We start from the raw sequence: 13,225 nt of genomic DNA, 5'->3' as shown, positions 1-13,225 counted from the left end.
TTTTACCTTGCAAAGTGTGAAAGTTCTTCTTCTATAACTTTATTTATATTTGAATTAGCAAATTTAATTGCTTGAAAGATTGCATTTTTTATAGCTTTTGAGTTGCTTTTGCCGTGGCTTATGATGACGCAGCCATTTACACCAAGAAGCGGAGCACCGCCGTACTCATCGTAACTGACCTGTTTTTTTAGAGTTTTAAAAACTTTTCTCATAAGCACTGATCCAGCCATAGCAAGTGGCGATTTTTTGACTTGCTTTTTGATGATCTTACCTATGGCGTCAGCGACACCTTCGCTCGTTTTTAGTAGAATATTTCCCATAAAACCGTCGCAGACCATGACATCAATGCTGCCATCAAAAATTTGATTGCCCTCTGCATTACCAACGAAGCTATCAAGCCTAGAAACTAGTTTAAAGGCCTCTTTGCTGACTTCATTGCCTTTGCTTTCTTCTTCGCCGTTTGACAAAAGACCTACTTTTGGCTCTTTTCTGCCTAAAATTTCTTTTGCATAGGCTTCGCCCATTATGGCAAACTGAAAAAGGTGCTCGCTTCTGCAATCAACATTTGCACCAACGTCCAAAACCAAAGTAGCTGTTTCTTTTGAATTAGGCATAAGTGTTGCGATCGCTGGACGAGATACATTTTTTAATCTACCAACTCTTAACGTAGCTAAACTCATAGTAGCACCGCTGTGACCAGCAGAAACGACAGCATCGACTTCTTTTTCTTTTAAAAGCTCAACAGCTTTGTAGATCGTGCTATCTTTTCTTTTTAGTGCGTCTGTCGCTCCGTCAGCCATAGAGATGACTTCAGTAGCTTCTATAAATTCTATATTTTTTAAATAGGGTTGTGGGATGAGTGGTTTTATGGCATTGCTATCGCCAACTAATACAGCTTTAAATTCTGTCTCTTTTAGTGCTTCAATAACGCCAGATATTATAGGATCTGCACCAAAATCACCACCCATAGCATCAATAGCAATGCGAATCATATTTTAGTATTCACCTGTTGTTTTGTTTATGCGGTGAGGCATTTTCCAAGAACCATCTTTGTCTTTTACAGGCACTGGAAGTGTAACTTTGTAATGTGTTCTACGTTTTGCTGCACGAGAATGACTCACTCTTCGCTTTGGTACTGCCATTTTACTCTCCTTTATAAATTTTTACATTTTTCACAATAAAAATAATCGCTCTTAAAAGCTTCTAGCTCACTTTCAAAAACTTCTTTTAAATCAATATTGCCATCAAAAAATTCAACCGTATCACTAAGCTCATTTTCTCTGTCTTTATAGACACCATCACTTAAATTTAGCTCTACGTCTTGATCGATAGGTAGCATAAATTCATCACCACATCGGTCACAAATATATTTTATCTCGCCCTTTATAGTGCCTTGGCATTTTACTAAAAAAGGGTCTTTTCTTTTTAAAATTCCACTAAAAACTAGATCATTGTTTCTTACTAGCTCAAAGTTTATCTCTTTGTTTGCTATTTTAGAAAACGAAATAATCAAATTTTAGTCCAAATTTAGCAAATTTCTCTTGAAGCAAAGAAGAAATTTATCTCATTTACAGCGTTTTCTAGGCTGTCACTTCCGTGAACTGCGTTTGCGTCAATGCTATCAGCAAAATCAGCTCTAATAGTGCCAGGAGCTGCTTCTTTTGGGTTAGTTGCACCCATTAGCTCGCGGTTTTTAGCAACTGCATTTTCGCCCTCTAAAACCATAACTACAACTGGTCCGCTTACCATAAAATCAACTAGATCGTTGAAGAAAGGTCTATCTTTATGAACTGCATAAAATGCTTTTGCATCGCATTTGCTAAGTTTGATTTTCTTTGCAGCTGCGATTCTTAAGCCATTGCTTTCAAATCTATCTATAATCTTTCCAACAACATTTTTCTTAACAGCGTCAGGCTTAATAATAGAAAGTGTTCTTTGCATAAATTTTCCTTAAAATTTAGGTTATTTAAATGAAGTTGGCAATTATATCAAATAAAGCTTAAAAATAAAATAGGCTCAAATTTGAGCCTAAATTTTGTAAATTTATTGGATAACTGGAGTGCTGCCAGTGCGAGCGTCAGCACCGATTTGATCACGTGAAGGTTGTCCTGCTACTACGGCGTCCCAAACGATGCAACCATCAGTTGGACAGGCAGATGCACAGGCTGGCTCGTCGTTGTAACCTACGCACTCAACGCATTTGTTTGAATAAACATAGTATGTATCTGCTCCAGTTGGGTTGTCGCTATCATCAACAATAGCTGAAACTGGGCACTCATCGATGCATGAACCACAGCTTATGCATATATCGGTTATTTTTACAGACATTTTTTCTCCTTAAATAAAATTTTGGCGTAGAATATCAAAAAAAACTGAAAATGATATAAATATACTCTTAAATTTTCATAACATGCTTAATTTCTCTAAACTACTTTATAAAGTTTTTATCACTTTTAGACTAAATTTACAGATTAAAATTTTAAAAAGGTCGTATAAATTTAATGAATGATACTATAAAAATAACTGGCGCGCGCGAGCACAATCTTAAAAATTTAAACCTTGAAATTCCTAAAAATAAATTAGTAGTTTTTACCGGTCTTAGCGGCAGTGGCAAGAGCACGCTAGCCTTTGACACGCTCTATGCCGAGGGGCAAAGAAGGTATATGGAGAGCCTTAGCAGCTACGCTAGGCAGTTTTTAGACCGTGTGGGCAAGCCTGATGTTGATAAGATCGAGGGTTTAACGCCTGCAATCGCGATCGATCAAAAGACAACTTCAAAAAATCCTCGCTCAACGGTTGGCACGATCACTGAAATTTATGACTATCTAAGGCTTTTATACGCAAGGGTTGGCGTGCAGCACTGCCATAAATGCGGCAAACCTATCTCAAAAATGAGTGCGAGCGACATCATAAATGAAATTTCAAAGCTCCCGCTTGGCGCAAAAGTGATCATCTATGCGCCGCTAGTGCGTGAGAAAAAGGGCACATGGGCGGATCTGATCGAAAATTTACGCCAAAAAGGCTTTGTAAGGGCGCAGATAGATGGCGTGGTGGTGAGGCTTGATGAGGAGATCGAGCTTGCAAAAACGAAAAAACATACGATAAAGGTCATCGTTGATAGGATCGCCATCGACGAGCAAAATCACGAACGCCTTGCAAGCGACGTGGAAAAGGCGCTAAATGAGAGTTTTGGTGAGGTCGAGATAGAGATCGCAAATGCCGACGAGCTGGGCTTAAAAGAGAGTTTTATACACTACAGCGAACACATGGCTTGTTTTGACTGTAAAATTTCATTTACGCCGCTTGAGCCACTAAGCTTTAGCTTTAACTCACCAAAGGGTGCCTGCGAGCACTGCGACGGACTTGGCATAAGATATAGCCTAGATATGAGCAAGATTATCGACGAGGAAAAGTCGATAGAAAACGGCGCAATAAAGCTACTTTACGGCTATAACATGAGCTATTACTATAAATTTTTACTTGCTTTTTGTGAGCAAAACGGCATCGATATCAAAAAACCATATTACGAGCTTAGCGAAGATGAAAAGAGGCTCGTTTTATACGGTAACGTCAAGGAAGTTTCGTTTTTTTGGAAGCGAAATAAGCTTCTTAGAAAATTTGACGGAGTAGTTAAAATTTCACACGGACTTTTGAAGGATTATAAGGACTTTGACGAGTATATGAGTGAGAAAATTTGTGACGCTTGTAACGGCCACAGACTAAAGCCTCAAAGCCTAGCGGTAAAGGTCGCTGGTCTTGGGCTTGGTGAAATTTTGGATATGAGCATAGAAAACTGCACCGCATTTTTCTCAAATGAGAAAAATTTTGCCTATCTTAGCGACTACGACAAGGCGATCGCAAAGCCTATCTTAAAAGAGATCAACGAAAGGCTTTTCTTTTTGTACGACGTGGGACTTGGCTATTTGTCGCTTGGACGCGATGCTAGGACGATCAGCGGTGGCGAGGCACAGCGCATCAGGATCGCAAGCCAGATAGGAAGTGGGCTAAGTGGCGTCATGTACGTGCTTGATGAGCCAAGTATCGGCCTTCACGAGCGAGATACGTTAAAACTCATAAAAACACTTAGAAATTTGCAAGCTAAAGGCAACTCCGTGATCGTCGTCGAGCATGATAAAAAGACGATAGAGGAGGCTGACTATATCGTAGATATCGGCCCTGGAGCTGGTAAATTTGGCGGTAGCGTGGTCTTTGCAGGCACGGCAAAAGAGCTTTTGGGCTCAGACACCCAGACCGCACAATACATAAATGGTAAGAAAAAGATCGACTATCAAAAAAATAGAAAAGCTGAGAAGTGGCTTGAAATTTCAAATGTAAATATCAACAATATCTCAAATTTAACCGCTAAATTTCCGCTTAGAAATCTCGTGGGCATTACTGGTGTCTCAGGATCTGGCAAGAGCTCGCTAGTGCTTCAGACCTTGCTTCCAGAGGCGCAGGAGCAGCTAAATAGAGCCAAAAAAGTAAAAAAGATAGCTGGTGTAAATTTAAGCGGACTTGAGAATTTAGACAAGGTCATATACCTCGATCAAAGCCCGATCGGTCGCACACCACGCTCAAATCCAGCGACATACACTGGCGTGATGGATGAGATAAGAAATTTGTTTGCGCAGACTAAAGAGGCCAAGCTTAGAGGCTATAAAATAGGGCGTTTTAGCTTCAACGTCAAAGGTGGGCGTTGCGAGAAGTGCCAAGGCGAGGGCGAGATCACGATCGAGATGCACTTTTTGCCTGATATAAACGTGGTTTGTGACGTTTGTAATGGCGCTAGATATAACGCTCAGACCTTGGAAATTTTATACAAAGGCAAAAACATCGCCGAGGTGCTAAATATGAGCATAGATGAGGCGGTTGAGTTCTTTAAGGCTGTGCCAAAGATCGCTTCAAAGCTCACCACGCTGCAGGACGTAGGGCTTGGCTACATCACACTTGGACAAAATGCAGTCACACTTAGTGGCGGTGAGGCGCAGCGCGTGAAGCTAGCGAAAGAGCTTAGTAGAAGCGACACTGGAAATACGCTTTACATCCTTGATGAGCCAACGACAGGACTTCATTTTGCTGACGTCGATCGGTTGGTAAAAGTGCTAAATCACCTAGTCGATCTTGGAAATTCAGTCTTTGTGATCGAGCATAATATGGATGTTATCAAAAACTGCGACTATATCGTAGATATGGGGCCAGAAGGCGGCGCAAAAGGCGGTAAAGTGATAGCTTGTGGCAGCGTCAAAGAGGTAGCTAAAAACTACAAAAAAACTGGCAGCTACACTGGGGAATTTCTAGCGCAAGAGCTTGCTTTGTTAAAAGCGAAATAAAATAAATTTAATAGTTTGGTGTTTGTCTAAAATGCCAAGCTATATAATAAGTGAGATAAATTAAAATTGCTAAATTTTGAGTGGATTTAAAAAGAAAAAGGGGCGAACGCCCCTGGGATTATGCAGCTGGATAAACAGATACTTTTTTTCTGTTCTTATCAAGTCTTTCAAATTTTACAAAGCCATCGACTAATGCAAAAATAGTGTGATCTTTACCAAGACCTACGTTGTTTCCAGCGTGAGTTGCTGTTCCTCTTTGGCGGATGATTATATTTCCAGCACGAACGAACTCGCCACCAAATTTCTTAACACCTAATCGGCGTCCGATACTATCACGGTTATTTTGGGTTGAACCTTGACCTTTTTTGTGTGCCATATCTTATCTCCTTAAGCTGCGATACTTACGACTTTTACACGTGTAAATTGTCTTCTAAAGCCGCGTTTTAGTTTTGAGTCTTTACGTCTGCGTTTTTTGTAGATAACTACTTTTTTGTCTTTGCCTTCATTAACGACCTCAAGAACAACTTTTGCACCCTTAACAAATGGCGCACCTACCTTTACTTCGCCGTCATTTACAGCTAAAACTTCTGTAATCTCAACGGTTGATTTAGCTTCAGCACTAAAGTGATCTAGCTTAAGGAACTCGCCCTCGCTAACACGATATTGCTTACCGCCATGCTTAAATATAGCGTATTTTGACATACTCTACCTTTCTAAAATTTGGTAAGACCAAAAAGCACTTTTTTGCAAAAGATTTATGGAGCTTTGTTGGTTGTAAGGTGTGAATATTAGCCAAAAGTTTATAAATTCTACTTTAATACCCCTGATCTTATGATCTCATCAGCTAAATTTCTTATCATAGAGCTATGATCTAAGAAAAATGTTTTGTCACTTGGCAAATGTGGCTGATATACTAGCGTTTTAGCTACTGGTGCGCTTAAGATCACATTTATCAGCTCAAGCTCAGGTGGAAAAGTAAAATAAAGTTTTGGCTTGGGAATTTCATTTTGAAAGAGCCTCTTTGCGTAAAATTTACTGAAATTTTCATTTTTTGGTAGCTTTATCTCTTTAAAAAGCTCAAGTGGTAAAAAGTAGCGCGCCAAGGCATGAAGTCCGTGCGCAAAAATGTAGAGGCGTTTTTCAAATTTGGGTGCATCTGTCCTGCCAAAAGTGGAGCAAAATTTCTGCAAATGCTCGCTCATAGCAGCCGTATCTTTTTCATGCAAGGCAAGCACAAATTTAACCGCCTCTCTTTCATTTGCTGGCTTTTTAGACTCTGCAAAGGTGCGAGCTTTTTCTAGGGCAGGGGCAAGTAAATTTTCATCTTGCCAAAGCATCGCCGTGAGCAAATCATGCATAACGCATAGAAATTTATAGCCGTTTTTGCTTGGTGGCAGGCCTTTTGGAAAGATGCTTGCCATACTATCTGTGTCGCCACAAGCGATAGCAAAAAATGCCGGTATGAGCTTCTCGCACTGATCATATCCACCGCTGCATCCTGGGAGTAAATTTAGCTTAGCGTATTGAAAGATGAGATCATTTAGTGCCTCGGCGTCGCCATCAGCTAGGCACTTCTCAAGGCAAAAGTCGTATCGCCTAGCTCTTGAAAAAGAGAGTAATCGTATGAGCTCACATAAAAAGTCGTATTCGTTTAAATTTTTCTCTTTTATCTCGGCGTAAATGCTTGCATACTCATCTAAAAGTAGCTCTTCGTCGCTTTTTGGTGGTTTTTTGGCTCTAAAAATGTTAAACAAGCCTTCTAAAAATGACATTTTGCGTCTCCTTATTTTTGCTAATTTTAGCCAAAAACGCCTAAAATGGCTTATTTTTTTGAATTGCAAAAGTTAAATTTAGCGGATAGTTTAACCGCATTTTGGCTATAATCGCCCCAAATTTAAGCGAGCTTAGGACAAAGATGGCAGGCGAAGATCAGGAAAAAACCGAAGAAGCGACCCCTAAAAAGATAGAAGACGCCAAAAAGGACGGCAACGTCCCAAAAAGTCAGGATCTATCAGGCTTTGTGACCCTAGTTATTGCTATTGGTGCGCTGCTTGCGATGCTAAATTTTATGAAAGATCAGGTCATCTCGCTTTACATCTACTACTCTAAATTTATCGGTCAGCCACTGACTTTGCCAACGGTAAAAATGATCGTTGTAAATACCTTTGGCAGGGCGCTTTTGATGATCCTGCCAGTTTGCATCTGCGTCGCGGTTGCCGGCATAATCGCAAATGTAATGCAGTTTGGCTTTATATTTACCACAAAGCCCATAACGCCAAATTTTGGCAAGATAAATCCGCTAAAAGGGCTAAAAAATTTATTTTCTATGAAAAAGGCGATCGAGAGCGTCAAGATCGTCGTTAAGGTAAGCATCGTCTTTGGAGTTGGATTTTACTTTTTCTTGCAGTTTATAAAGGAGCTTCCGCACACGCTCTTTTTTTCTATGTTTGATCAGCTCGCGTGGCTAAAAGAGAAGCTCATCATCCTAGTTAGCGTCATGCTTTTTATACTTTTTGTGATCGGCCTTGCTGACCTGCTTATCGTGCGTTTTCAGTATTTTAAGGATCTTCGCATGAGCAAGCAAGAGATCAAGGACGAGTACAAGCAGATGGAGGGTGACCCGCAGGTTAAAGGCAGGATCCGCCAAGCGCAAATGCGTGCAGCCAAGCGCCGTATGATGCAAAATATCCCACAAGCTGACGTCGTCATCACAAACCCAACTCACTACGCCGTGGCGATCAGATACGACAAAAGCCGCGACAAAGCACCGATAATACTTGCTAAAGGGGTTGATTTCTTAGCGCTTCAGATAAAAAAGGTAGCGGTTGAAAACGGAGTGCAAATTTATGAAAATCCACCTCTTGCAAGGGAGCTTTATAGGGTTTGTGAGGTCGATGATACGATACCAGCGCACCTTTTTAGAGCAGTAGCTGAAGTGCTAAGCTTTGTTTATATGAGCAATAAGCAGAAATTTCAAGATAAACTTTGAGAGCATTAAGCCAAAAAATTTATAAAAATAGTAGTAAATTTTGTATAAAAAAGACAAGCTGCCTTTAAAACAGCTTGTCAGAAATAAAATCTTAGTTAAGATATCCGTATATATTTGCTAGCACCCAGCCAACTGCACAAGAGCTAAATACACCTATGAAGCCAGGTATGATAAAGCTGTGATTGATTACATATTTACCAATATGTGTTGTGCCTGAGCGGTCAAACTGCACGGCTGCAAGATCGCTTGGATATGTTGGAAGGATGAAGTATCCATAGCAAGCAGTAGCAAACGCGACAATAACGCCTGGGTGAACACCTATTTGAACAGCGAGTGGTACGAAAGTCGCAGCTGCAGCAGCTTGAGAGTTTAGGAATTTTGATATAAGCATACCAACTATGATATACATCCAAGGATATGCTTTCATAACCTCGCCAAGTGAGCCTTTGAGCATATCAATGTGTGAGTTGAACATTGTCTCAGCCATCCAGCTAATGCCGTAAATCGCAACAAGTGCAACCATACCGCTGTGGAAAATTTCATTTTGACCAATTTTGGCTGCTTTAATGCCTGAGTAGATCATCATGATAGATGCTGCTAAAAGCATGAAAATTTGGATCGTATCAACCATGCCAAGTGGTGCAGTCTTTTTCATAGTATCTTTTACTACAATGCTCGCATTTGCGATAGTTTCGCTTTTATCACCTGCAGTGATAACAACATCAGCGCCGTTTGAAACAATGCTTTGTGTTACCTTGTTGTCTTTATCTAGTACTTGAACGCTTGTAAATTTAGTAGCGTCTTTTACTTTATTGTCTTTTACGTTTGAAACGATTTTGCTATCGCCAACCATAGAAACAACTTGTCCGTCTTTAACTGTGATGTTTTTAACTGTTTTTTTATCTACGATTATTTCTATTGATTTACCAGGAACATTGCTTGTCCAGCTTGGGCGAAGTTGTTTGTAATAACCCAAAACCGCAACGACAGCGATTGTAGCTAGGAATATCCACATAACATTCCATTGTTTTTTTGGTAAATGCACACCGATCAATGAATGTGCCTCATCAGAACCATATATATATTTTCTTTGCTCTGGATCGGCTATTTTTGCTTGGAATTCTGGATCTTTATCAAGATCTTTACCTCTAAATACTGAGTAAGTTCCTATGCAAAGCACACCCAAAAATGTAGAAGGAATGGTAACTTTTAATAGATCAACATAGCTTGTAAAGCCCTCAATATGAACTGTGCCAGTACCAAGAAGAACAGCAACCATAGACACACCAGCAACTGAAACTGGGCTTGCGATAATAGCAAGTTGTGATGAGATCGTAGTAGCTGCCATCGGACGTTCTGGACGGATACCACTTTTCATTGATACGTCATAGATGATCGGTAAAAGTGTATAAACTGTGTGACCTGTACCGCATAGCACCGTTAGCGTCCAGCCACAAATCGGCGCAAGATAGCAAACTGTTTTTGGATGTTTTCTAAGCGCTCTTTCAGCGATCTGAAGCATAACATCAAGACCACCAGCTGCTTGAAGTGTAGCACTTGCTACAACAACTGCAAGAATAGTTAATATAACATCAATAGCAGGCTTACCTGGTTTTAAATTAAATGCAAATACCAAAATAACAAGACCGATGCCACCAAGGACACCAAGTGCCATACCACCTTTTTTTGCTCCGTAGAACAAACAGCCGAGTACGACAATTAATTGTAAGAAAAACTGCGTACTCTCAGACAAACTTGTAAGAAATTCCATGATTTCTCCCTTTTCGAAAATTACGCACGGAGTATATAAATATTAAAATTAAATACTAATTAAAAAAGATATGTAGAATTTAATATTACATTTAATTCTTGTTATCTTATCTATATTTTTGTGGAAAAATAAATATATTTAAAAGAAAGATTGAGATAAAATCCTAAAAGGAAACAACTAATAGTTAAATTTAAGGAGAGAAGCATGCAAATCCCTATCGCTTATGGTAAAGATGACCATATAAATTTAAAAATAGACGAAAAAAATCTGCTTGGTGTTTTTGATCCAAACAAAGTCGCTAAATTTGACGAAGCAGCGCTTATCGCAAAGGCTTTAGCAAATCCGATAAATCAAAAGAGCTTTGATGAGTTTATCGCTGGCGATGAAAAGATCGTTATCATCGTAAATGACGGCACAAGACCTACGCCAACTGCTAAAATTTTAAAGCAAATTTACCCAAAGCTTCGCGATAAAAATAAAATTTTCATCATCGCCACTGGCTGTCACAGAGAGGGCACGCTAGATGAATACAATATGATATTTTCTAAAGAAATTTATCCAGAGATCAGAGCTAAAAACGAGGTTCACGACCACGACTCAAAGCACGATGAGATGGTCTTTTTAGGCGAGAGCAAAAACGGCACGCAGATGTATCTAAACAAGATCGTAGCAGAGGCCAAAAAAGTGATCGTCATAGGTTCGGTTGAGCCTCACTATTTCGCAGGCTACACCGGTGGTAGAAAGGCCTTTTTGCCAGGTACCGCATCATACGAGAGTATCACGCAAAACCATAAACTAGCGCTTAGCGCCGACGCTCAGGCACTGCGCCTAGAGGGCAACCCTGTGCATGAAGATATGATCGATGCGATGAAAGTTCTTTCAAATATCGATGTCTTTTCGATCCAGACGGTGCTTGATAGCGAGCATGGCGTCTATTACGCGAGTGCTGGCGATCTAAACGATAGCTTTTATGACTGCGTGAAAAAGGCTGATGAGGTTTTCTGCGTAAATATCCCACAAAAGGCTGACATCGTGATCTCGGTGGCACCATATCCTATGGATGTCGATCTTTATCAGGCGCAAAAAGCCCTGGATAACGGCAAACTAGCGCTTGCAAAGGACGGAATTTTAATAATGGTCGCAAAATGCCGCACAGGCATCGGTCCAAAACCTTTCTTTGAGCTTATGGCATCGGCCGATACGCCAAAAAAAGTGTTAGAAAAGATAAATTCTGGCTTTAAGCTTGGTTATCACAAAGCTGCAAAAATGGCTGAAATTTCGCTTTGGGCGCAGACTTGGGCTGTGACTGATCTAAGCGATGATGAGATGAAAGCTGTGCATCTAAAGCCGTATCACGACCTACAAAAGGCTGTAGATGAGGCGCTGGCTCAAAAAGGCGCGGATGCAAAAATAATCATCTTGCCGTTTGGCTCTATGACTGTGCCTAAGGTGTGAGTTTGGCTAAAATTTTATACTATGACGCAAGTTCTGGCATCAGCGGCGATATGAATTTAGCAGCTCTTGTCGGGCTTGGTGTGGATTTTGACTATCTTTGCTCTGAGTTAGAGAAACTAAATTTGAGCGGAGAATTTTACTTAGAGCAAAAAAACGTAGTAAAAAATGGCATCGCTGCGACTAAAATAGACGTTGTGCTGCTAAAATCACAGCCTCACGCTAGAAGCTACGCTGATATCAAGCAAATTTTGGCTAGCTCAAATTTGAGCGAGATTTGCAAGAAAAAGGTCGCTGCGATATTTCACGTGATCGCTCAGGCTGAAGCAAAAGTGCATGCAGTTAGCATCGATGAGGTGCATTTTCACGAGGTTGGAGCGATTGATAGCATAGTAGATGTAGTTGGAGCGGCGATCTGCTTTGAGTATTTATCTAAAAATTTTGGTATTTCTAGGATTGTTAGCTCAAAGATCGAGCTTGGTGGCGGCGTAGTAAAGTGTGATCACGGCTATCTTAATGTCCCAGCGCCAGCAGTTTGTGAAATTTTAAAAGATGTGCCAGTTAGTCTTGGGCGAGCAAATTTTGAGATGACTACGCCAACAGGTGCTGCGATACTAAAAGCATGCGCAGATGAGTTTGTGAGTGAGAGAAATTTTAAAATAGAAAAAGTAGCTTACGGGGCTGGCGAAAAAAATGCGCCAAATTTTGCAAATGCCCTTCGCGCGATGATCTGCGAGGTAGATGAGAGCCAAAATTTGGTGCAAAAAATGATATCTACAAACATAGACGACATGGACGCAGAAAGCTTTGCCTTTGCGTGTGAAATTTTACGTGAAAACGGCGCGCTAGACGTCTTTAGTCACTCTATCTATATGAAAAAAGGGCGCATCGGCTTTGAGTTAAACGTTTTGTGTAAAAGTGAAGATGCGAAAAAGCTAAAAGAGCTTATATTTACGCATACGACGGCCATTGGCGTTCGCGAGATAGATGTTGTAAAAACCGAGTTGAAACGAAAATTTGTAAGTGTTGAAACGAAATTTGGCGACATAAGACTAAAAATTTCAGGCGATGATGAAAGGGTAAAGCCTGAATTTGACGAGTGCAAAAGCGCAGCACTTGCGCATAAAACATCGATATTTCAGGTAAAAAAAGAAATTTTTAAAAAGTATGACGAAATTAGAAATTCTAAAAAATGATATAAAAAAGCTAGGAAATTTAGCCGTTGCATTTAGCGGCGGCGTGGATAGCTCACTACTGCTAAAGGTCGCTGCGGACGTGCTTGGCGAAAATGCGCTAGCACTCACGGTAAAATCGCCTTATATGTCTTTGCGCGAGATAGACGAGGCGGTAGAATTTACTAAATTTTATGGCATCAGGCACGAGATATTTGAAGTGGGCATCGTTGATGAGATAAAGCTCAATCCGCAAAATCGCTGTTATCTTTGCAAAAAAGCAGTTTTTTCAAGGCTTTTTGCTCGTGCAAAAGAGCTTGGTTTTACAAATTTGGCTGATGGCACAAACAAAGACGATCTTGGCGAATATCGCCCAGGTTTAAAGGCAAAAGAGGAGCTTGGTGTGCTTTCGCCTCTAATAAATTTACGTAAATTTGAGATCCGCGAGCTTTCACGTGAGCTAAATTTAGCAACAGCAGACAAGCCAAGCTATGCATGCTTGCTAACTCGT

At 40.4% G+C, this 13,225-nt stretch carries 14 protein-coding genes; 5 read left to right on the top strand and 9 right to left on the bottom strand.

What is annotated here, in order from left to right; all coding sequences use genetic code 11:
• Positions 1 to 2 precede the first annotated feature (2 nt).
• From plsX to HMPREF1019_RS03975, 5 genes are all read right to left on the bottom strand, one after another.
• Positions 3 to 992, bottom strand: a complete 990-nt coding sequence (plsX, locus tag HMPREF1019_RS03995) for a phosphate acyltransferase PlsX (protein WP_009294377.1) — start codon at positions 990 to 992, stop codon at positions 3 to 5.
• Between the two features lie 3 nt (positions 993 to 995).
• Positions 996 to 1,142, bottom strand: coding sequence for a 50S ribosomal protein L32 (gene rpmF / locus HMPREF1019_RS03990; protein ID WP_002942540.1), 147 nt, complete (start codon positions 1,140 to 1,142; stop codon positions 996 to 998).
• Between the two features lie 11 nt (positions 1,143 to 1,153).
• Positions 1,154 to 1,513, bottom strand: coding sequence for a hypothetical protein (locus tag HMPREF1019_RS03985; protein ID WP_009294376.1), 360 nt, complete (start codon positions 1,511 to 1,513; stop codon positions 1,154 to 1,156).
• A 14-nt stretch (positions 1,514 to 1,527) separates the two neighbouring features.
• Complete coding sequence (gene ndk, locus HMPREF1019_RS03980; RefSeq protein ID WP_002942517.1) at positions 1,528 to 1,941, bottom strand: nucleoside-diphosphate kinase; 414 nt, start codon at positions 1,939 to 1,941, stop codon at positions 1,528 to 1,530.
• Between the two features lie 102 nt (positions 1,942 to 2,043).
• The gene (locus tag HMPREF1019_RS03975; RefSeq protein WP_002942606.1) at positions 2,044 to 2,328 is read right to left on the bottom strand and encodes an NADH-quinone oxidoreductase subunit I; all 285 of its coding nucleotides are present in this window, start codon (positions 2,326 to 2,328) and stop codon (positions 2,044 to 2,046) included.
• A gap of 173 nt (positions 2,329 to 2,501) precedes the next feature.
• Between HMPREF1019_RS03975 and uvrA the strand changes: the two genes are divergently transcribed.
• Positions 2,502 to 5,330 carry an excinuclease ABC subunit UvrA gene (uvrA, locus tag HMPREF1019_RS03970; protein WP_009294375.1) on the top strand — a complete coding sequence of 943 codons (2,829 nt, stop codon included), beginning with the start codon at positions 2,502 to 2,504 and terminating at the stop codon, positions 5,328 to 5,330.
• A gap of 118 nt (positions 5,331 to 5,448) precedes the next feature.
• On the opposite strand, the gene rpmA is transcribed toward uvrA, so the two are convergent.
• From rpmA to HMPREF1019_RS03955, 3 genes are all read right to left on the bottom strand, one after another.
• A complete protein-coding gene (gene rpmA / locus HMPREF1019_RS03965; RefSeq protein WP_002942569.1) occupies positions 5,449 to 5,706 on the bottom strand; it encodes a 50S ribosomal protein L27 in 258 nt (85 codons plus the stop codon).
• 11 nt (positions 5,707 to 5,717) lie between these two features.
• Complete coding sequence (gene rplU, locus HMPREF1019_RS03960) at positions 5,718 to 6,032, bottom strand: 50S ribosomal protein L21 (RefSeq protein WP_002942523.1); 315 nt, start codon at positions 6,030 to 6,032, stop codon at positions 5,718 to 5,720.
• 107 nt (positions 6,033 to 6,139) lie between these two features.
• The gene (locus tag HMPREF1019_RS03955) at positions 6,140 to 7,102 is read right to left on the bottom strand and encodes a hypothetical protein (protein WP_009294374.1); all 963 of its coding nucleotides are present in this window, start codon (positions 7,100 to 7,102) and stop codon (positions 6,140 to 6,142) included.
• 143 nt (positions 7,103 to 7,245) lie between these two features.
• Between HMPREF1019_RS03955 and flhB the strand changes: the two genes are divergently transcribed.
• Positions 7,246 to 8,319: a flagellar biosynthesis protein FlhB gene (gene flhB, locus HMPREF1019_RS03950; RefSeq protein ID WP_009294373.1), complete on the top strand. Its 1,074-nt coding sequence runs from the start codon at positions 7,246 to 7,248 to the stop codon at positions 8,317 to 8,319.
• Between the two features lie 91 nt (positions 8,320 to 8,410).
• Here the strand turns inward: flhB and HMPREF1019_RS03945 are convergent, their stop codons facing one another.
• Positions 8,411 to 10,090 carry an anaerobic C4-dicarboxylate transporter gene (locus HMPREF1019_RS03945; protein WP_009294372.1) on the bottom strand — a complete coding sequence of 560 codons (1,680 nt, stop codon included), beginning with the start codon at positions 10,088 to 10,090 and terminating at the stop codon, positions 8,411 to 8,413.
• A gap of 204 nt (positions 10,091 to 10,294) precedes the next feature.
• Between HMPREF1019_RS03945 and larA the strand changes: the two genes are divergently transcribed.
• From larA to larE, 3 genes are all read left to right on the top strand, one after another.
• Complete coding sequence (gene larA / locus HMPREF1019_RS03940) at positions 10,295 to 11,545, top strand: nickel-dependent lactate racemase (protein ID WP_002942598.1); 1,251 nt, start codon at positions 10,295 to 10,297, stop codon at positions 11,543 to 11,545.
• Positions 11,546 to 11,547: 2 nt separating this feature from the next.
• A complete protein-coding gene (gene larC / locus HMPREF1019_RS03935) occupies positions 11,548 to 12,738 on the top strand; it encodes a nickel pincer cofactor biosynthesis protein LarC (protein ID WP_034901143.1) in 1,191 nt (396 codons plus the stop codon).
• Positions 12,710 to 13,225, top strand: a 516-nt coding sequence (gene larE, locus HMPREF1019_RS03930; protein ID WP_009294370.1) for an ATP-dependent sacrificial sulfur transferase LarE, incomplete at its 3' end; no start/stop codon positions are given. The genes larC and larE, both read left to right, overlap by 29 nt.

Source organism: Campylobacter sp. 10_1_50, from assembly GCF_000238755.1.
Classification (GTDB): Bacteria; Campylobacterota; Campylobacteria; order Campylobacterales; family Campylobacteraceae; genus Campylobacter_A; species Campylobacter_A concisus_R.
This window is presented reverse-complemented; position numbering and strand designations above follow the sequence as displayed.

Excerpts from the sequence above, each read along its gene's own strand:
- HMPREF1019_RS03955 (WP_009294374.1), bottom strand. The coding sequence starts at position 7,102 with ATGTCATTTTTAGAAGGCTTGTTTAACATTTTTAGAGCCAAAAAACCA.
- ndk (WP_002942517.1), bottom strand. The coding sequence starts at position 1,941 with ATGCAAAGAACACTTTCTATTATTAAGCCTGACGCTGTTAAGAAAAAT.
- rpmF (WP_002942540.1), bottom strand. The coding sequence starts at position 1,142 with ATGGCAGTACCAAAGCGAAGAGTGAGTCATTCTCGTGCAGCAAAACGT.
- rpmA (WP_002942569.1), bottom strand. The coding sequence starts at position 5,706 with ATGGCACACAAAAAAGGTCAAGGTTCAACCCAAAATAACCGTGATAGT.
- uvrA (WP_009294375.1), top strand. The coding sequence starts at position 2,502 with ATGAATGATACTATAAAAATAACTGGCGCGCGCGAGCACAATCTTAAA.
- plsX (WP_009294377.1), bottom strand. The coding sequence starts at position 992 with ATGATTCGCATTGCTATTGATGCTATGGGTGGTGATTTTGGTGCAGAT.
- HMPREF1019_RS03975 (WP_002942606.1), bottom strand. The coding sequence starts at position 2,328 with ATGTCTGTAAAAATAACCGATATATGCATAAGCTGTGGTTCATGCATC.
- flhB (WP_009294373.1), top strand. The coding sequence starts at position 7,246 with ATGGCAGGCGAAGATCAGGAAAAAACCGAAGAAGCGACCCCTAAAAAG.
- HMPREF1019_RS03945 (WP_009294372.1), bottom strand. The coding sequence starts at position 10,090 with ATGGAATTTCTTACAAGTTTGTCTGAGAGTACGCAGTTTTTCTTACAA.
- rplU (WP_002942523.1), bottom strand. The coding sequence starts at position 6,032 with ATGTCAAAATACGCTATATTTAAGCATGGCGGTAAGCAATATCGTGTT.
- larA (WP_002942598.1), top strand. The coding sequence starts at position 10,295 with ATGCAAATCCCTATCGCTTATGGTAAAGATGACCATATAAATTTAAAA.